The following is a 19,581-nucleotide window of genomic DNA, read 5'->3' as shown; positions in this document are numbered from 1 at the left end:
TAAGTCGCAGCAAATAAACATTTTGAGGCGCTTTCAAAAAAGCAATTGCAAATATACTATTCTTTGCTCATATGCGCATTTTTTTTATCAAAAGCTTAACTCTACTTTCTTAAAGATCGCGCAATGTCACATTACCTTTACTGTTCTGCATAGCCTGATAAATGGACTCCATCCTATCCTTCATATCTTTGATTTCTTCAGTATCAGGAAAAGATATATGGTCTTTGCCTTTCTTGTCCATCTGCTCAAGTATATAAAACACTGAAATCTTATCGGTTGAAATCGCTGGCACAAAGCCTTTATTCCCTTTGCCTCCCAAATCGTCCACCTCATGAACAAGATTCGCCTTTTTAAGAACTTCAATTGTCATAAACACATAGTACATGGGAATAGTCAACCTTTGAGAAATACTCTTAACCACAGCGTCATGCTTGCCTTGCTTAAAGCAATCGACAATATCTTTCATCACTAATAGAGCCAGCAAATGTCTTTCATTATGACTTACATCCAGCTTGCCTTTGGTAAAAGAAAAGTTCTTCAAATTCTGCACAGCATATGATATCTGCCCGCCAATCATGAATATAGACCAACTGATCTGCAGCCAGATCAGAAATAAAGGCAAGGCCGCAAAACTGCCATAAATAGCATTGTACCTAGAAACACCTACTTGAAAAGTTATCAACCCCCATTGAACGAGCTGATACATTGTACCGGCGACTATTCCTGCTATCAAAGCCGGCTTCAATCTAACCTTAGTGTAAGGCATGATAATATACAGAACAATAAAAGCCATCCAAACAATAGCGTAAGGCACCAACCTGATCAAAAACAATAAAAACGGGCTGGCATAGCTTATCCATTCATGCTCGGAAGAGACTCTTTCAATTTGGGAAGTTATATAAATCGTAATACTACCCGATAGAATCATCAGCAAAGGAGCAATCATCAAAATAGTCATGTAATCAGAAAAGCGCCTTCCCAAAGGCCTTGACTTCTTCAAATCCCATATGTCCGCGAAAGTCTCCTCAATATTATAAAGCAACCTCATCGTGGAATACAACAACACCACGGCTCCAAATATTGCCAAAGGTCCTCCTTTGGTATTATCAAGCATTTTTCTAGCGAAAGCGACTACCTGAATAGCAATCTCCTCATGCCCTGAAAAATATATCATGATCTCCTTTTCCAAAAGCTGGTCGTAGCCAAAACCTTTAGCGATAGCGAATGCCAATGAAAATAAAGGAACGATCGAAAGCAATGTATAATAGGTCAAACCTGAAGCTTTCAAATCGCTTCGATCATCAATATAACTTTTAATAGCAATCCATAAAACCTGCAATGAATCAATGCCGAACCGATGGCTCCATGACATCTGGCTCTTGTCAATCATCCACATTCTACGCCTGAAAAAGTCATTCACATTGAACTGACGAATCCATTCTAATAACTGATCATAGGCTTTTATCAACTTCATATTATGAACTTCTGCTTATAAAAAAATTACTAATGAAGATATTTGTTGCTAAATTTACTATAAAATAAGCCAAGTAATATCAACTTGCATAGATTTAATTAAAACGAAAACCATACAAAGATGATAAAATTCAGAACAGGATTCGGCTATGATGTGCATCAACTTAAAGAAGGATATGACCTTTGGCTTGGCGGGATCAAAGTTCCGCATACAAAAGGAGCGGTAGGACATTCAGATGCGGATGTGCTTATTCATGTCATTTGCGACGCTTTGCTTGGTGCTGCCAACAAGCGCGACATTGGCTACCATTTTTCCGACAAAGATCCCAAATACAAAGGAATCGACAGCAAAATCTTGCTTAAAGAAGTAATGAATATTATCAGGGAAGCTGGATATGAAGTTGGGAATATTGACTCTACAATTTGCTTGCAACAGCCTAAAGTGAACCCTCATATACCAAATATGATTTCATGCCTCAGCGAAGTAATGGAAATCGACTCTGAAGATTTATCCATCAAAGCCACGACAACCGAGAAACTTAGCTTTGTTGGAAGAGAGGAAGGCATATCCGCATATGCAACAGTTTTGATTTACAAAAAATAATCTATAATCTGATTTCAAGATTGATCAACTCTGCTATTTCCTCAAAAAAACCGCAGATAACAAATGCCCAGAAAAAAGCGCTTATGGTCATATAAAGAAGAATTTTCGATCTTTTAGCACCGAATGACACCGCTAACAAAGCTCCTCCAATAGGTGTAAACACTAGAGGAGTCAATAAAGAGATTCCAAAAACTCCATATCGCTTCCACACTCTCACAAACCTTCTTGAATTCCTTGAAAATACGCGGACATTTTTTCCTCGTATTTTCTTCACCACTCGTCTGATAAATTTGTGAAAAAAAGTAATTAAAAACACCGAAGTCATCATACCCAAAGCTGTAGCTAATACCATTTCAAAATAGCTCAAGCCAAAAGCGGTTCCTAATGCAGGCCCTCCCACAAACTTGAACATACTTGAAAAATACGCCGTCAACCATTTAAATAGATACCATTCTTCCATAACAACTCAAACTAAATTTATCTTTTTCACCCAATTACAACTGTATATATGTAAAACAAATAGACAAAAATTAAAACCCCACCTTCCACTTGATCTACTTTCTTCCTAGTCAACATCAACGGAAACACCAAGGCTGTAATCGCTAACATCCAAACCATATCAACATTTATCATTTTCTCACTCACCTTTATTGTCTTGATTATTGAAGTAATTCCCAATATGGAAAGGATATTAAAAATATTTGAGCCTAATAAGTTCCCCAAAGCCAAGTCTGTTTGTTTTTTTGAAGCTGCAATCACCGAGGTAACCAATTCAGGCAAGCTTGTCCCTAAAGCGACCACTGTAACTCCTACAACTCGCTCTGAGACTCCCCATTTCAAAGCAATATTTTGAGAACCAACCACAAACCATTCCGCTCCAAAATACAAACCAAGCATCCCTAGAATTACCAAAGAAAAACTCTTCCACATAGGGTATGGATTATTAACAGCTTCAATGACTTCATCATCCGCAGCAAACTCTTTGGAATGCTTCATTCCTTGGTATATAGTAAACGACAAGTAAATAATTAACAAAAATATGAAAATAGCTCCTTCATAAGCTTCCAGAGCACCTTCCTTTACAAACACATACAACAAGAGACTGCTTCCCATTGTAACAGGCCAATCAACAGTCAAGCTGCTTTTCTCTACTTTGATAGGGTAAATCAAGCCTGTAACTCCTAATACTAAAGCCAAATTGCAGATGTTCGAGCCTATAACATTTCCCACTGCTAAATCAGAACTTCCATTCAAGGCTGATATTGTGCTAATGAACAACTCAGGAGCTGAAGTTCCAAAAGCTATTACTGTCAAACCTACAACCAAAGTCGGAATTTTATAATTCAAAGCAATTCTACAAGCACCCCTTACTAAAAATTCACCTCCAAGTATAAGAATCGCCAAACCTATAACTAATAAAGCAATATGTGTTAACATTGTAATGTATTTTTATCCACTTTATTAGCTTAACAAAAAAACAAACCATTATTTCTCCGCAAAGCATGATTTATTTTCATTTTTATCCGAAATGTTATTTTCTATTATCCTCACCATTTAACATGCTCAAATAGCTTTCATACCTGGGAATCGCTATTCTGCCTTCTTTCACGGCTTGCTTCACCACGCAACCGGGCTCTTTGTCATGCTTGCAATTGTAAAACCTGCATTCTCCTGTCATATCTCTCATTTCAGGAAACAAACCTGCCAACTCTTCTGGCTCAATATGCACCAGACCCAATTCTTTTATCCCAGGGGTATCAATAATATAAGTATCATCTTCTATTTCAAACATCTCCGCAAAGGTGGTCGTGTGCATTCCTTTATTCGCAAAGGCTGAAATTTCATTGGTTCTTTGTTCGATTTCAGGGGCTATTCTATTGATCAAAGTAGATTTTCCTACGCCTGAATGACCTGATAAAAGCGTCTTCTTTCCTTTCAGCAATGCTTCGAACGCATCAATATTATAGCCTGTTTCCGCTGAAATTTCAATGCATTCATAGCCTATCCCTTCATACATCTTCATCACATCCCTTTGATACTCCAAGTCTTCTTCTTCCAACAAATCAGTTTTGTTAAATGCAATAACCGTAGAAATATGATAAGCTTCAGCGGAAACCAAAAACCTGTCAATAAAGCCAAAGCTCGTGCGAGGCATAACCAACGTAGCGACCAACACTGCTTGATCCAAATTAGCTGCGATTATATGCACATGATGAGCTTTCCTCGTAGACTGTCTGATCAAATAATTCTCTCTTGGCAAAATCTCCTTGATCACGCCTGATTCCTGATCGTTCTTCTCTTCGATTTCAAACTTCACAAAGTCCCCAACCGCCAATGGGTTGGTCACTTTCAAGCCCTTGATTTTGAACTTTCCTCTCAATCTACACTTCAAAACACGCCCATCATCCATCTTCACATCATACCAAGATCCAGTTGAACGCAATACAAGTCCTTTATACATTGACATAACTTACAGCTTCTTATTTATATATTCCATTACTAAATCAGTGGCGCCAATGCTTTTCTCTAAATAAGCGCGGGATGCTTTCCCTGCTTTTTGGGCCAATTCAGGTTTTTCAATCATTTTATTTACAATATCAGAAAGCTCTGATGAATCTTTTATCACAACACCTCCTCCAGACTTAAGCAAATCTTTCGCTTCTTGAAATTTATCATTGGTAGGGTCATCTCCCCAAAATACTGGAATACCAAACACTGCAGCTTCCAATGTATTATGGAGTCCTTTATTAAAAGCGCCGCCTACATAGGCTAATTCAGCATAACCATAAAGACTGGAAAGCATTCCAAAATTATCAATGACAATCACTTGATGCGTTTCAAAATCATTTTTCTCATTGCATGAAGAATACCTTACAGGATTCAATTCAGCCAGCAGCCTCTCCATTTCCACTATTTCATGTTCTTTCAAATTATGGGGGGCAATAGCGAACTTCAATGGCTTATTTTTCATTGAATTCATAAATGGAGCCAGCACTTCAATATCCGAAGGCCAACTGCTGCCCACAACCATCAATTGATCTTCAGCTTTGAACCTCTCCATGACAGGAATATCATTTCTTCCCAATCTAATCTGCTCCACTCTATCGCAACGCGTATCCCCGCCAACTTTAACATGATTAATATTTATAGACTCCAGCAACTGTTTCGAATCTTCATTCTGAACAAAAATTTCATCAAAAAAAGTCAACATGCCACGATGCAAGCCTCCGTAGTTTTTAAAGAAAGGCTGGCTTTCTCTAAATATAGCGGAAAACAAAACTAAAGGAATATTCCTTTCATTTACTTCTCTAAGCGCATGATACCAAAAATCGTATTTTACAAAAAATACTACCCGAGGCTGAAGCATATCCAATAGCTTAACGGCATTTGCCTTAGTGTCATAAGGCAAATAAAAGACAACATCCGCCTTGTCATAATTCTTCCGAACCTCATATCCTGAAGGAGAGAAAAACGACAATGCTATTTTAAAATCAGGATATTTTTCCTTGAACGCCTCCAAAACAGGCCTAGCTTGTTCAAACTCCCCTAATGATGCACAATGAAACCAAGCCACTTGATCCGATTTGTCAAATGAGGCATCCTCCAATTTTGAAAATGTTCCGGCTCTTCCATTCACAAACAACTTAAGCTTCGCATTGAACAAAGAGCCTATAGTCGTTCCCAATTTGAGCAAGAGAATAAATATATCGTAAAGAAACTTTTGCATAATTCTTCGTATTGAATCGCAAAAATAAAAAAAGCTCTCTGAAAACAGAGAGCTATTCATTTATATCGCTTCATTTAAAGCAAATAAATTTCAATACTAATATTCTAACCCTTAGTGATTAGACAAGTACTCAGCAACGCCTTCTTTTGTAGCTTGCATTGCTTCTTTACCTTCTTCCCAGTTTGCAGGACAAACTTCGCCATGCTTCTCAACATATTGCAAAGCATCAACAAGACGAATCATCTCGTCGATATTTCTACCTAGAGGGAAATCATTAACTGTCTCATGTCTTACTACACCTTCTTTGTCAATAAGGAAAGTTCCTCTGAATGCGATAGGAGCACCAGCGAAAGTCAACTGACCTTCTTCAGTGTAATCCCAATCACCAGCCAATACACCGAAGTTAGCAGCGATAGTCTTAGCAACGTCAGCAACCAAAGGATAAGTAACACCTTCGATACCACCGTTATCTTTAGAAGTGCATAACCACGCCAAGTGAGTCTCTTCAGTATCAGTTGAAGCACCGATCACTTTTACTCCTCTTTTTTCAAACTCAGCAAGTTTCTCTTGGAAAGCTAAAATTTCCGTAGGGCATACAAAAGTAAAATCTTTTGGATAGAAGAAGAATACTACTTCATTCTTTCCGATGAATTGCTCTAAAGAAAAATCCGAAACAATTTCCTCACCGTTGATTACTGCCGGCGCTGAAAACAATGGAGCTTTTTTTCCTACTAATGTCATAGCTTGATTTTTTTTATGGTAATATTTGATTGATCATTTTCTCACGCAAAACACACATTTGCGATTATTACAAATATCAAAATACTTTCGAATATTAGATAATTTTCAAACAAAATATAGCATTGATTTTTTTTATAAATAAATCGCTTGCGTCTATAAATGACAAAAGCTCATATAATGCCATACAGACGATTCTATGCATGATTTCATTCGTATATTTATTTTATTGATTTTGCTCGCTCTTCTCAAGACTGTGGCTTACGCCCAGCGAACAGATATCGACCAAATAGTTCCTTTCGACCCTAGAAGCAGAGAAGTATATCTCGATAATTATGGTCGTTCAATCACCGAAGCCATTGGCACAGGCTTGGGAGGCGCTTGGACTTCCAGCGCCAAGGCCCATAACACTGGCGGGTTTGAAGTGAAATTCATCTTGAACAATGTCTATATTCCAAAAAATGAGCGTATGTTCGACTTTGACTCCGCCCAATATGTGGGGCTTACTGTCAATGGAAAGACATCGGCAAGCTTGCCTACCATCACTGGCAATAACCCAATCCCTGGGCAAGACTCTATAACATTCTACAGGCAAGTTCAAAACCGAACCGATATAACCATAGATCCTGCCAGTGGAATAGTCGGCGTGCCTCATGGCATAGACTTGAAAGGCGTAAATGGAGGGAATTTCTACGCTATGCCATTGATACAAGGTTCTGTAGGAGTTCTTCCCAATACGGACATATTATTCCGCTTCACTCCAAATATTGGCAACAAAGCTATACGAACGATAAGCTATGGAGGAGGGTTCAAACTTTCGACAAGCAATTGGTTTGGAACAGGAGAAGGCGCCTTGCCTGTTGATATCGCCACAGTGCTCGCATTCAGCTATGGAAAGGTGCAAATGGGTATTGAACAAAGTCAAAACACCAAATATGAAGACGATCCGTTGCTTCAAGTCGACAGCTGGACTATCACTGCTCAACTTTTAGCATCAAAGGAATTTTCATTCATAGAAGTATTCGCTCTCGTAGGCTATGACAATTACAAATCAGATTTGACTATGAAAGGCCTGTATAATTACACATTAAATGGGTTGGAATATACTGAGCAAGATCCGGTATCCGTTGGCTATAACAAAGGAAGCGTGAGAGGCAATGTAGGCTTCAATATTAATGTGTCAGTAGTTAGTTTTGGTTTTTCGTATTCACTCCAAGCTTATCAAAGCATGCACTTTTCACTTGGCATTAACCACATAAGATAAGATGGCTTAAAAAGAAAAAAACCTTCAAAACTTGAAGGTTCCTTTGCAGACTAAACTTCTAACAGGTGTATGAATAAATGTGTTATGTATAGGTATATACATCTCGCATTAAAAAGGTAACCCACCTTTGTGATTTTTTTAAATAATTTTTATCAAAACTATATCTCAAAGCAAAAAATAAATCGTAAATCACTAAAAAACAACCAATTACACACCATTTATTGAATTTTATTTTTTTAAAAAAAATACATATTCGGCTAAAAAAGGTTGAAAAAAATTTATGCGCATAAAAATTCCTTAAAATGCTTAACGTACAACACGAAATAAAAAACAAATAATTATTGAAAAATAGGATTAGAGATATTACCTTCGCAAATCCAATACACTAATGGGGCCGAATGGAGTTGACAGTATGTGTAATGGAGGTGTAAGCATGTCGGGATTTTGTGCGTAATTCCCGTAACTAAGACGCTCAACTTTATAATTGGCGAAAATAACTACGCCCTAGCTGCCTAATTTAGAATTAGTAGCTATGTGTCTTTGTCGGATCTTTGATCCGTCCATCCGACTACCAAAGGCATCAACTCACGGATCTAGCGACTATGAATTCGTGGCATAGAAGCGAAATTAAACGAATAAGAGAAAGTCGAATCCTTGGCTAGGGGATGGCGTTCTTCGAAAATCAAACTTAGCCTAAGCATGTAGAAAGCATACTTTATTCCTTATCTGGACGTGGGTTCGAAACCCACCGGCTCCACATTAGTTTTTTTTTAAAGCGAAATTTAGAAATTGGTAATCAAGGGTAATCTAAAAGATTGACCCTTTTTTTATGCCTGAAATATATAGCTCTATCTTCTTCACAAGGTCCACTCTGATAGCTATAATAAAGTTTATGCATCCTAATTATCATTTTAAAAAAGGTTTCAAAAAAACACCACTAATTAACTGATTAAAAGCATCTTATCAGATGATTTTACAGATTTTTCATTTCATTGATTATGAGTAACTTATGATATGATTCGATGGCAAAGCCTCGGATAGAACACTATGTTCAACTTAACCTATATAGCCATGATCAATTTAATAATCATTATAACCCTCTCCTATATTGTATACACAATTGCATACAAGTTCTTTATTACAGGATCTCATGACTATCAACTATCTGATGGTTGGACGATCCATGATCATGAATTTGAAAATGAAATTCTTGCGCAAAGAACGATAGAGGGGCCAAATGGAATGAAAGTCAAATTAGCATTAGATGTCAATGTCCATCATCCAGTGTCTTATCTGCTTGTCGAGAATTTAGGTTGTTCTTTAGGAAGCTGCCAAGTAGGAATGAAGACTAATAGCTATGAATTTTATTCTGTTATAAATCTTTATGCGAATACCAAAGAAAAAATGGAGCTAAACACTGACTCTTTGATTGAATGCTTAAAGCCTTCCAAGCAATTGCATTTTGTCGTTGGAGAAAAATCTTCTAAACTATCTCTAAATGGTTTTAAAAAAGCTTTAGCATACTTTAAAGGGCATTTTGAAAATTTTTCACAATCCAATAAAAACAACGAACTGACAAAAACCACTCTATAATGCTTTTAGACTTTTTAATTAATTTTAAATGAAGTGCTTTTCTGATGGCTATTGGAAAAGCATTTTTATTTACAGCCTCAATCGATACCCTCGTCAACAACATTCCCTTTTCAGCAGAGTTATTTAACCAGTTTTAAATACTCATGCCAATATGAAAACCATCATCAAAAATATTGAATCGCTTGAAGTGCTCGACTCCCGCGGAAATCCTACTGTAAGAACTTACGTCGAACTGGAAGATGGCACCAAGACTTTCTCAACAGTTCCATCCGGAGCCTCCACAGGTATGAACGAAGCTGTTGAACTCAGAGACAATGAAGAAAGATACGGAGGAAAAGGAGTAAAAAGTGCTTGCATGAACGTGGAAAATATCATTGCCAAAGAAATCAAGGGAATGAACTCTACCAAGCAAATGGAGATCGACAGTATCATGAACGAACTTGACGGCACCGAATCGAAATCCAACTTGGGAGCAAATGCAATACTTAGCGTATCCATGGCTGTAGCTAAGGCCTCAGCTTTGTCACTAGGAATCCCTCTTTTCCAATACCTTGGAGGAAGCAATGCCTGTCGCATACCAGTACCTTGCATGAACATATTAAACGGAGGCGAACATGCTGACAACAGTGTGGACTTTCAAGAATTCATGTTGGTGCCGTTAGGAGCACCATGCTTTGCCGAAGGCTTGCGATATGTCGCGGAAATCTTTCACACACTCAAGGCGATACTAAAAGACAAAGGGCTTGCAACAAGTGTAGGCGACGAAGGTGGATTCGCCCCAAATTGCAGTAGCAATGAAGAAGCTATCGAATTTATCGTCATGGCTATTGAAAAAGCTGGTTATAAACCCGGTATAGATGTCTCCATAGCCGTTGACAGCGCTGCGAATTCTTTCTCCCCAAATCTTGACAATCATTATAATATGATTTGGTCAGGAGCGGGCGAAATGAGCTCGGATGATTTAATAGATTTAAGCTCTTCATGGCTTGACAAATACCCTATCGTATTGTGGGAAGACCCTATGTCGGAAGGAGATTGGGATGGCTTTTCAAGATTCACTCAAAAGTTTGGAGACAAGATAGAAGTCGTTGGCGACGACATATTCGTAACCAATACAAAATTCATTAAAAAAGGCATCGAGCTTGGCACAGCGAACTCAGCATTGATTAAGCTAAATCAAATTGGCACAGTCAGCGAAACGATACAAGCTGTTCGACTATGTCGTGAAGCTGGCTGGAGGTATTTTCTATCTCACCGTTCTGGTGAAACTGAAGACACATTTCTATCTGATTTTGCGGTAGCAATGGATGGTGGCCACCTCAAAACAGGTTCTGCCTGCAGAGGAGAAAGAATTGCCAAGTACAATCGCTTGCTTGAGATTGAAAGAATATTAGCAGGCAAATCAGAATACCGTTGGAAATAAGTAAGCTAATTGAGACTCCGTGAATATAAACACGGAGTCTCGCTACTTAAATTTATGGATTTATCCATAAATCAATCTTCTTAACTGGTTTCTTTCTGCCTTCAAAAATTTTCTTGCGCAACAATTTCCATTCTACAATCATTGCCTCAGAACTTCCCGAGTTCTCAGACTCAAAATTTCTAAACAATCGAAGTAAATTATCGGAACCATATTCATGAATCAAACTATCAATAGAAGTTTCAGCAACACCAAGTTTTGACTTCCAAACATAAGCTTTATTCCATATATCTTCTCTTTGTCCAGATTTTATCGCTTTCAAAAACTCTTCAAACGCCTTTTTTTCGGAATTTTCATACGCATGATGCTTAGCTCTCATCCATTTCACACAAGGAATTAATACCCATTTGAATAAAATGACGATCAACACGAAACCTATCAAATACAAAATTCCATTTTTTGCCATTGATTTATAATCGGGTTTCTGTTCTTCAATTTCAATTTCCGTTTGTTCATTTTCAATTGCCAAGGAATCCCTCAAAGAAGCAATCATTCCCAAATTTGGATTAGGCTCAACTTCAAAAGTTCTTGCCTTCAGGGTTCTTTTATAAAGCCTTTGATGAGAGGGATTCCACCAATAAACAACTTTTTCTGGAATAGTCACTGTTCCTTCTTTTTCAAACAAATAACTACATCTATCAGTCCTCATCCCCCTAATATCCACGGAAGTCTTCTTAGTATCAAAATCGGCTCTTCCAGGATAAATACTTACGCCAGCTACCGAATCCCATTCAACTTCAGGAATCATTTGATAAATCGTTCCTTGAGCAGTTCGACTTATAGAACGCTCCAACACATCTCCCACTTTAACCTTCTGCACATTTTTAGACCAACGATCTCCGACATTCAAACTGGATGTCACCAGCCAATCCGAAAATTCAATATCCTTGGGAATTGATTTCACTGACACAGATACAGGCCTTGTCTTGACTTCTTGAGGCTTCCCTTTGTAATCTCCTTCATCAGGAGTTTCCACCTTGATGGTAAGCGATGGAATTTCCAAAGGGACATCCTCGTAAGGAAACACATTGTAAATAAACTGCACTCCTGCGTAGTTTTTCCCTTTAATATTCTGCGTGATACTCACAGATCTAAAGTACACAGAAAATGCTCCATCAACTTTTAAATTCTGTAAATCCACTCCTTTGGTAAACCATGTGGAGGTATAGACTCCAACTACGACTTCTATTGGCTCTCCGACATAAGCCGACCTTTTATTGACTTTCACATCAGCAAACAAGTGCCCTTGAGCCACTCCCTCTATGGTAGCCAATAGGCTAGTCAGCAAAATGAAATATAAAACTGAAATGCTCCTTACCATACTTTGTCGGGATTTTTAGTTGCGATTTTCTCTTCTTTCACTTGATACGCAAATTTTTTCCTCAAAAAAGAGGTCGGATCGTCTTCAGTATCTCTAATCAATATTTTTTGCATATCTTGTTTTCCAATAGCTCCAAGGTCCTCAGGCACTTCTTCCAGTTCTTTTCCTAATCGAATGTCCGTTGCCACAGTTTCTTCAAGCCGTCCTTTTTCCATATCCTCTTTAGTGGCTTCTTGTCCTCCTCCACCTAAGTCCTCAGGACTAGTATTCTCCAAATTTTGGGCATTGCCTTTTTCATTATTAGCTTCTTGGGCTTGCTCTAATGACACTTCATTTTCACCCTGCATCAATTGTGAAACAACTTCACTATTTTCGACAGCAATGCTCATTGCCGGATCCAATTCCAAAGCCTTTTGAAATGAAATCTCAGCTCCTTCCAAGTTGCCGGACTTATAATAAGCTAACCCCAAATTATACTGCCCCATTGCCGTAGTGTCTTCAGAAAAAGCCTTGATCGCATTAGCGTAATCACCAGACTTATAGTATGCAATTCCTTTACGAAGAGGGTTTTGATACCTCTCAGCCGCCAACTCATACTTTTCATGGTCTTGCAATACTTGCCCTTGATAATCCTTGCTAGCCCATAAATCATTGAACTTTGTCGGTCGATCATAAGAACATCCTGCGCATAGCATCAATATCGACAATGAATATAAAACAACGCCTTTCCTGAACAACATTAACACAATAACAACTAAAGGAATCATCAACCAATATCCTCTGTCGATCCATTGATCCTTTTCTTCATTTTTCTCGCTTTGAAAAACCAACTCGGAACGAACATTATCAGCTATAATTTCCATATCGCTATCATCTAGGGTCAAAGGGCTTATTGTTATCCCCTCCTTGCTCTCTAATTTTTTCACTATTTCTTGATCCAAGCTGGAATACACTACCTTTCCATCAACCCTCAAAGCTCCTCTACCATTAAAAGCAGGAACTTCAGCTCCAGTTGGAGTACTCATTGGCATGATGACAACCTCACCATTAAACTTGGTAGAATAATTTTGGAACATTTCAAAACTCTCATCTGTGAAATCATCTGTTAAAAACACTAAAGTGGAAGGGGCTTCAATACTTCCAACTATGGTATCCGTCATATTCAAAGCAGACGCTATGTCCGAACCTCTTAACGGCATTATCGAAGGACTTAAGCCTTCCAAATAAGATTCGATAATTTTATAATCTTTTGTCAACGGAACCACTGTATGGGATGATCCTGCAAATACCATCAAAGCAATTCTAGCCTTAGGGTCTTGTTTTATCAGATCCCTTATTTTAAATTTTGCTCGATCAAGTCTGGTCGGTTGCACATCATCGCAGAGCATGCTCTGAGAAAGATCTAAAGCAATTACCATCGGCGACTCAACCTTTTGACCGGGCACTTGCACCTTGTCCCATGTCGGTCCGGCCAAACCTAATATTCCTATGGTCATAGCTAGAAAGCTCAATGTCAATAGCCCGAGCTTTAAGTTTTCGCTTCCTTTCTTGACTAAATAAGGCTTCAAATGAGCTGGGATAACTCTGGACCATTTCACACTATCACGAACACCCCAAACACTCAAAACATAAATCACGAGCAATGGAATCAACAGCCATAAGACTGTTTCCCTTAAAAAGTGAAAAGCTTCCCAGTCGATATTTAATTCACTCCAAAACATATCCTGCTTAATTTTTAATTTTCTTAAACAATGACACTAAACTTCCCAATCCACCAAAAAGAAGCATCAACAAAACTGCAATTGCTAAAGGGAATTGGTACAAAGGTGTTCTGGGAACATATGACTCCTCCTCGTATTCGATCGGCTCAAGTTCATCCAATTCGGCATAGACTTTTTCCAGTTCTTCAGTATCCGTTCCAAGGAAATATTTCGCTTCGGTTAGCTCTGCGACATCTTTAAGCGTCTCTTCATCCAAATCCGATTCAGGTCGACTCGGATCTCCTATTCCTATAGTATAAATCTGAATGGAATCCGACTTGGCTATTTCAGCAGCGTCAAGAGGTTGTATATCTACTCCTGCATCAATTCCATCAGTCAACACAAGCATAACTTTAGATTGAATGGTGTCTTCCTTAAACATTTCAACACCTTTTACTATAGCTTTGCCGATCATAGTACGTTGTCCGGCCATTCCCACATCAGCCTCATCCAGCATCTTGCTTACGACTTCCAAATCCGGGGTAAATGGCGCTTGAATAAAGGCATCGCTTCCAAAGAATATCAAACCCATTCGATCCCCCTCTCTTTTTCCTATAAAGTCATGAATCACATTTTTCACGGCATCCCAACGTCTTACTTTTTGACCATCCACGACCCAATCCGTTTGAGCCATGCTGAACGAGATATCAGCCACAATCAAAAAATTCCTTGACTCTTTAATCTTCAACTCTGGCTTTCCGACCAATTCAGGAGCAGCTAATGCGACTATCAAAACACTCCAAATAATAAATAACATCAAGTATATGAATGCATTTTTTTTCTTTATACTGGCTGCTTTTTTGGGTTTTTGTCCGGAATATTCAGAGGTCTTTTTAAAATTTGGAAATGACAATGAAGAAGATTTCATTCTCAAAGGCGGCATTAGCCAATAAATCAAAATCGGCAATGGCAACAACACAAATACCCATATATGGGCAAATTCTAAGTTATCAGGCATGAGTTCTAATCCACTTTTTCACATTATCATTAAACTCCATCACTTCATTGGCATCCAAGGCACCACTGCTATACAAAGCTTTGTTAATCATCGTATCAAACTTTATCAAGCTAACTTTGCCAGAAGCCAAACTTTCAAGGTAAACAAGCCATTCCTTCCCTTTCAAAGCCGCGACTTTGTCTCTGCCAAATTTCAATATTGCCAGGCTCTTCAGAATTTTCAACGATTCGGCGACTTTCGCTTCGTTTGAATTTTCGCTAGCCTCAAATTCATCCACCAAACGTAAAGCTTCTCTTCTGTAAGCATTAGCTCTATACCAACTGACAAGCATCCATAGCAAACCTAAAACCAATAAAAACATCAGAACAAAAACGATCTTCCAACCTAGCGTATCAAAACTAAAACTCACTGCTTCCGGCTCCAATATGGGATGAAGCTCTGCTGTTGAAGCAAGGCTTTTCAATGAATCGCCAATCAAATCGCTTTGAATTATATCAATCAGCATATCATTGTGTTAAAATGTTCTTCACTTGTTCATGCACTTCCTCTTCGGTATTGAGATTGATTACCGGAATTCGATACTTCTTCAGCATAGATTCGAATTTCAACTTATTCATCTCATTTTCCTCTTTAAGCTTATTGCGTAGCTCTTTTCGGCCTCCTCTTGCCAGTATCTGCTTGTCGCCTTCGCTTAGAACGATATCTTCATTAGGCAAAATAAAATCCATAGGGTCTGTAACTCTCACAAGAATCACATCATTCTTTCGACTCATAAGACGCAACGACTTAAGCAAATCCTCTGAATAATGTATGAAATCTCCAATAATCACCACCAGAAAATCATGGGTAATCATATTGTTAATCTCCGCGATTCCTCTTTGAAGGTTTTTCTCAAATGTCGCTGTATCATCCTGCCCTAGCTTATGATTATACTGAACCATCTTTTCAAGAAATCGCAAAGCATTTCTACGATCTCGCTTGGGCTTCAAAACTTCAAGCTCGTCTCCGGAAAATATAGCTCCGCCTACTCGATCTCCATCTTTCAATATTCTAAAAGCCATCAAAGCCGCGGCTTCAGCAGCCACAACAGCTTTTGTTTTGACTTTGGAGCCGAAAAACATGCTATTGGACTGGTCAACAATAACCAAAGCAGGCTTTTCCTTTTCTTCTGTAAATACTTTAGTATGCGTTGTTTTCGTTCGAGCAGTTACCTTCCAATCTATATTTCTAATATCATCTCCAGCCACATACTTTCTAGACTCTTCGAAATCCATTCCTCTACCTCTAAGCTTTGAGGCATGCTTCCCTCCAAGTATGGATTTTACTTTTTGTTTCTTAGCCAACAAACTAAAACCCACAGCATGCTTTTCCATACTCAGCAAGCTTTCCAGTGAAGTATATACATTCTCTGGATACTCTCGTTGATTACGCTTCATTCTCATCAAGCCAATACCGCTACTTTATTAAGAATCTCGTCAATTACTTGATCAGCCGACACTCCTTGGGCTACAGCTTCATAGCTCAAAATAAGCCTGTGTCTCAAGCAATCATGTACTACTTCGCGAACATCATCCGGACTGACGAAATCCTTACCATTCATCCATGCATTTGTTCTACTCGCTTTATCTATAGCGATGCTGGCTCTTGGACTAGCTCCAAAGTCCAGCCATTCGGCCAAATCCTCGCCAAATTTCTCAGGTCTTCTTGTAGCGGATATGATATCCACTATATATCTTTCACATGTCTCCGAAATCTGTATTTTATCTATTTCTTTTCGAGCTTCAAAGATCACTTCTTGAGAGATTTTTTCTACTTCTTCTTTTTTCTGCTCAAGGCTTGACTCCTTTCGATTCAATCTAATGATCTCCAATTCAGATGCATCATCGGGGTAATCTATTCTCACATGCATAAGAAACCTATCCATTTGCGCTTCAGGCAAAGGGTAAGTGCCTTCTTGCTCCACAGGATTTTGTGTCGCCATGACCATAAACAAGCTCTCCATAGGATAGGTGTTTCCCGCTACTGATACTTGTCGTTCTTCCATTGCTTCCAAAAGCGCGGACTGAACCTTTGCCGGAGCCCTATTGATTTCATCAGCCAAAATCAAATTATTGAAAATTGGTCCCTTTTGAAATACAAATTTCTCCTCTGCTTCCGGCTGGTATATTTCTGTCCCTGTAATGTCCGAAGGAAGCAAATCTGGAGTAAATTGTATTCTGCTCAATCCACAATTCAGATGTTTTGACAAGGTCTTAATCGCCTTGGTTTTTGCCAATCCCGGCAAACCTTCCAATAAAAAATTTCCATCCGCCAGAAGTATCAATACCAACCTTTTCACTAACTTCTCTTGTCCTATGATAGACGCATTGATATTGTCAAGCAATAATTGAATGCTTTTTCGTGTATCCATAAATTTGATATTTACTATTTAGAATTGCCTTGAGGATAGATCACTTTCCAATCTTCCTTCATACTTACAATAACCCAGTCATCCGCTTTTGCCTGATCAAGCGCCTTGTCCAGATGACCGATCTTTGAGTCTCTATCATAAGCCCACTCTCTTACAGAGTCAGTGTGATGAATGATCATTTCCAGATTTTTATGCTCTTGATCGGAAGTCCATTGCAACATTGCCAAATCGCCATCCGAGTTACCAACGCAAATCACCGGTTTCTTGCCAATCACTCGATTGATATTAATCGGCTTGCCGTCTTTATCGTCAATAAAGTCAAGCTCCGGCTGTCTTATAATAACATATCCTGAATCGGTTTCAATGAATTCTGTCTTTAGAGTGCTTCCCAATATCTGCTCAGACGGAATATTGTATACGTCAATCAAAGAGCCTCTCATAAAATCCAAGCCACCACCTGAAACTATATACGTTTTGAAATCATTAGCTCTCAAGTAATCCAACAACTCTAACATGGGCTGATACACCAATTGATCAAATCTCACTTTCTTTGTCGGGTGCTTGGCTGTGTCTATCCAAGCTTTTACTTCGGCCTTGTACGCTTCCGGAGTATCTCCTGCCAAAGCAATTTGAATAGCCTCGAGAAGTTTTGGCAAAGGAGTATTCATCAAAGCCTCATGATCTCCTTCCAAGATTGCTTTGTAAGGCTGTTGATTTTTCCATTCAGGATGTTCTTTGCTCTTTTTCTTGATTTGATCGAATACGAAATAAAACTGAAAATAGATAGGCTTTTCACTCCAAAGCGTGCCGTCATTGTCAAAGCATGCTATTCGATCCTCAGGCTTGATATACTCAGGCAGAGAAGGGTTTGTAACTCCTTCAACATAGGAAATTATCCTATTTTTAATTTCAGTGTTGTTCCAAGAAGGCAAAGCGTCTTCAGATAAGCCCCCTTCGGTCTCTCGCTCATTACTCTTTGGCGAACATGCTTGTGTCAACAACAACACAAGCACTATGTAAAAAGTGTTTGTTTTGAAAATGCGAATCATGAATATTATTTTTATTTATTAATATTTTATTCAGTTCACATTCCTCACACATCGGAATCCGACATGTTCCATACCCGTATCAGGAGTTAAACGCATTCTTCTGGCATTTCTGTATCCAGAACACCAATTATCATTGCATAAAAATGATCCACCACGAACAATCTTGTTTTTTTCATAATTAAAATAAACTTCATTTGATTGTTCAGGCCCTTTTGGATTCACTGCCAAATTTCCTTGTCTTTTCATTTTAGCATAATAGTTAGCGCTATACCAGTCAGCTGTCCATTCCCAAACATTACCCGCCATATCAAACAATCCATATCCATTGGCTGGGAATTTCCCCACTGGAGCTCTTCGCTCATAGCCATCGTCGACGGTATTATGATAAGGAAATTCTCCCTGAAGGTGGTTAGCATAATGAATTCCTTCTTCTGTTTTGTCATCTCCCCAAGGATACATTGCATCTTCGAGTCCTCCTCTCATAGCATACTCCCATTCCGCTTCCGTAGGAAGTCTTTTTCCCGCCCATTTGGCATAGGCCAAAGCGTCATACCAACTTACATGAACAACGGGATAATCGCCCTTCCCTTCAATAGAGCTTCCAGGCCCCAATGGATGTCTCCAATTGGCTCCTTGCACCATCTCCCACCAATTCGCCATATTCTCTTTTGATGCTCCTTCAGGCGCATATGAAAACACTAATGAGGATGGCAGCAATTGACTATCCGACGGTCTGGCCGTACCTTTAGGCAATTGTTTTTTTAGCTCTTCCCAGACAATTTCCCTCTCCGCTATGGTAACATAACCTGTTTCTTTCACAAATCTAGCAAATTCGTCATTGGTCACTTCATGGCTGTCCATCCAAAAGTCGTCAACACTAACCGCATGCTTCGGAAATTCATCTCTCTGTGGCAAAGCGGAAGCTTCCCAAGATTGTTCGTCATCAGGAGTATCTCCTCCCATATTAAAGGTTCCGCCTTTGATTCTTATCATACCCGAATAATCACTTGCAACAGTCGTGTCTAGCTTAATATTCTCCAAGCTTGTCAAATACAAAAGACTCAAGTCCGCCTTGCCTACAAAATTTTCCTCAATCGACGAATAACAAACAGTAGTGCTTCCCGAAGCATTTCTTTTTTCCTTGCAACCCAAAAGAAACTCTAAACCAAAAAATAAAATAATGATAAAATATAATCTCATGTCT

18 protein-coding genes and 1 other RNA gene are annotated in these 19,581 nt (G+C 38.8%); 5 read left to right on the top strand and 14 right to left on the bottom strand.

What is annotated here, in order from left to right:
- Positions 1-109 precede the first annotated feature (109 nt).
- A complete protein-coding gene (locus AABK36_RS02895; protein ID WP_309937525.1) occupies positions 110-1,474 on the bottom strand; it encodes a YihY/virulence factor BrkB family protein in 1,365 nt (454 codons plus the stop codon).
- 120 nt (positions 1,475-1,594) lie between these two features.
- On the opposite strand from AABK36_RS02895, the gene ispF reads away from it, so the two are divergent.
- Positions 1,595-2,077 carry a 2-C-methyl-D-erythritol 2,4-cyclodiphosphate synthase gene (gene ispF / locus AABK36_RS02890; protein ID WP_309937524.1) on the top strand — a complete coding sequence of 161 codons (483 nt, stop codon included), beginning with the start codon at positions 1,595-1,597 and terminating at the stop codon, positions 2,075-2,077.
- A 1-nt stretch (position 2,078) separates the two neighbouring features.
- On the opposite strand, the gene AABK36_RS02885 is transcribed toward ispF, so the two are convergent.
- From AABK36_RS02885 to AABK36_RS02865, 5 genes are all read right to left on the bottom strand, one after another.
- The gene (locus AABK36_RS02885; RefSeq protein WP_309937523.1) at positions 2,079-2,537 is read right to left on the bottom strand and encodes a hypothetical protein; all 459 of its coding nucleotides are present in this window, start codon (positions 2,535-2,537) and stop codon (positions 2,079-2,081) included.
- Positions 2,538-2,563: 26 nt separating this feature from the next.
- A complete protein-coding gene (locus tag AABK36_RS02880; protein ID WP_309937522.1) occupies positions 2,564-3,514 on the bottom strand; it encodes a calcium/sodium antiporter in 951 nt (316 codons plus the stop codon).
- 94 nt (positions 3,515-3,608) lie between these two features.
- Positions 3,609-4,538: a ribosome small subunit-dependent GTPase A gene (gene rsgA, locus AABK36_RS02875; protein WP_309937933.1), complete on the bottom strand. Its 930-nt coding sequence runs from the start codon at positions 4,536-4,538 to the stop codon at positions 3,609-3,611.
- Positions 4,539-4,547: 9 nt separating this feature from the next.
- On the bottom strand, positions 4,548-5,804 hold the full coding sequence (locus AABK36_RS02870; protein ID WP_309937520.1) for a 3-deoxy-D-manno-octulosonic acid transferase: 1,257 nt from the start codon (positions 5,802-5,804) through the stop codon (positions 4,548-4,550).
- A 111-nt stretch (positions 5,805-5,915) separates the two neighbouring features.
- Positions 5,916-6,545: a peroxiredoxin gene (locus AABK36_RS02865; RefSeq protein ID WP_309937519.1), complete on the bottom strand. Its 630-nt coding sequence runs from the start codon at positions 6,543-6,545 to the stop codon at positions 5,916-5,918.
- Between the two features lie 196 nt (positions 6,546-6,741).
- On the opposite strand from AABK36_RS02865, the gene AABK36_RS02860 reads away from it, so the two are divergent.
- The 4 genes from AABK36_RS02860 (at position 6,742) to eno (ending at position 10,822) form a co-directional block, all read left to right on the top strand.
- The gene (locus AABK36_RS02860) at positions 6,742-7,806 is read left to right on the top strand and encodes a DUF6588 family protein (protein WP_309937518.1); all 1,065 of its coding nucleotides are present in this window, start codon (positions 6,742-6,744) and stop codon (positions 7,804-7,806) included.
- A gap of 390 nt (positions 7,807-8,196) precedes the next feature.
- Positions 8,197-8,566, top strand: a transfer-messenger RNA (tmRNA) gene (ssrA, locus tag AABK36_RS02855).
- A gap of 311 nt (positions 8,567-8,877) precedes the next feature.
- On the top strand, positions 8,878-9,399 hold the full coding sequence (locus AABK36_RS02850; protein ID WP_309937517.1) for a hypothetical protein: 522 nt from the start codon (positions 8,878-8,880) through the stop codon (positions 9,397-9,399).
- Positions 9,400-9,550: 151 nt separating this feature from the next.
- Positions 9,551-10,822: a phosphopyruvate hydratase gene (eno, locus tag AABK36_RS02845; protein WP_309937516.1), complete on the top strand. Its 1,272-nt coding sequence runs from the start codon at positions 9,551-9,553 to the stop codon at positions 10,820-10,822.
- Positions 10,823-10,874: 52 nt separating this feature from the next.
- On the opposite strand, the gene AABK36_RS02840 is transcribed toward eno, so the two are convergent.
- The 8 genes from AABK36_RS02840 to AABK36_RS02805 are packed head-to-tail and all read right to left on the bottom strand — an operon-like array spanning position 10,875 to position 19,577.
- Complete coding sequence (locus tag AABK36_RS02840) at positions 10,875-12,200, bottom strand: BatD family protein (protein ID WP_309937515.1); 1,326 nt, start codon at positions 12,198-12,200, stop codon at positions 10,875-10,877.
- A complete protein-coding gene (locus AABK36_RS02835; protein WP_309937514.1) occupies positions 12,194-13,921 on the bottom strand; it encodes a vWA domain-containing protein in 1,728 nt (575 codons plus the stop codon). Before AABK36_RS02835 ends, AABK36_RS02840 begins: the two co-directional genes overlap by 7 nt.
- Before the next feature lie 7 nt (positions 13,922-13,928).
- Positions 13,929-14,918 (bottom strand): VWA domain-containing protein, encoded by a 990-nt coding sequence (locus AABK36_RS02830; RefSeq protein WP_309937513.1) that lies wholly within the window; start codon positions 14,916-14,918, stop codon positions 13,929-13,931.
- A complete protein-coding gene (locus tag AABK36_RS02825; protein WP_309937512.1) occupies positions 14,911-15,423 on the bottom strand; it encodes a DUF4381 domain-containing protein in 513 nt (170 codons plus the stop codon). The genes AABK36_RS02830 and AABK36_RS02825 overlap by 8 nt, the downstream gene beginning before the upstream one ends.
- A gap of 1 nt (position 15,424) precedes the next feature.
- Entirely contained in the window at positions 15,425-16,354 is a 930-nt protein-coding gene (locus AABK36_RS02820) for a DUF58 domain-containing protein (protein WP_309937511.1), read from the bottom strand.
- 5 nt (positions 16,355-16,359) lie between these two features.
- Positions 16,360-17,328 carry an AAA family ATPase gene (locus AABK36_RS02815; protein WP_309937510.1) on the bottom strand — a complete coding sequence of 323 codons (969 nt, stop codon included), beginning with the start codon at positions 17,326-17,328 and terminating at the stop codon, positions 16,360-16,362.
- A gap of 14 nt (positions 17,329-17,342) precedes the next feature.
- Positions 17,343-18,377, bottom strand: a complete 1,035-nt coding sequence (locus AABK36_RS02810) for an HAD family hydrolase (protein ID WP_309937509.1) — start codon at positions 18,375-18,377, stop codon at positions 17,343-17,345.
- 30 nt (positions 18,378-18,407) lie between these two features.
- Complete coding sequence (locus tag AABK36_RS02805) at positions 18,408-19,577, bottom strand: formylglycine-generating enzyme family protein (RefSeq protein WP_309937508.1); 1,170 nt, start codon at positions 19,575-19,577, stop codon at positions 18,408-18,410.
- Positions 19,578-19,581: the final 4 nt, after the last annotated feature.

Source organism: Aureibacter tunicatorum (genome assembly GCF_036492635.1).
Classification (GTDB): domain Bacteria; phylum Bacteroidota; class Bacteroidia; order Cytophagales; family Cyclobacteriaceae; genus Aureibacter; species Aureibacter tunicatorum.
Note: the sequence above shows the minus strand (reverse complement) of the source record. Positions and strands in the feature narration are given on the sequence as shown.